1 protein-coding gene is annotated in these 567 nt (G+C 63.1%); it reads left to right on the forward strand.

Annotated features, from left to right (window positions below):
• Window positions 1-567: 4-hydroxyphenylacetate 3-hydroxylase N-terminal domain-containing protein (locus tag ACWTU8_RS32040; RefSeq protein WP_455851281.1), on the forward strand; the 567-nt coding region annotated here is incomplete at both ends.

Consider the following 567-nt stretch of genomic DNA (forward strand, 5'->3'; position numbering starts at 1 on the left):
GTCTTCGTCCACATCACCAGGGAGACCGATGCCGGCATCTATGTCTCCGGCGCCAAGGTGGTGGCGACGTCGTCGGCGCTGACCCACTACAATTTCCTGGCGCAGGGCTCGGCGACGGTCACCGAGGATCCGTCGCTGTCGGTGATGTTCATCGTGCCGATGAACGCGCCGGGGATAAAGATGTTCTGCCGCGTCTCCTACGAGCAGACGGCCAACACGGTGGCGGCGCCGTTCGACTATCCGCTGTCGTCGCGTTTCGACGAGAACGACGCCATCCTGGTGCTCGACAATGTCTTCATCCCCTGGGAGGACGTGCTGGTGCTGCGTGATGCGCAGAAGATCCTGTCGTTCCATCCGGCGTCGGGCTTCATGCATGGCTATTGTTTCCAGGGCTGCACGCGCTTCGCCGTCAAGCTCGACTTCCTCGCCGGACTGCTCGCCAAGGCGCTGCGCGCCACCGGCGGCGATGCCTTTCGCGGCAACCAGGCCGCACTTGGCGAGGTGATCGCGCTCAGGCACATGTTCTGGAGTTTTTCCAACGCCATGGCCTACAATCCGATCGCGTGG

This window comes from Mesorhizobium sp. BHbdii, assembly GCF_053848045.1.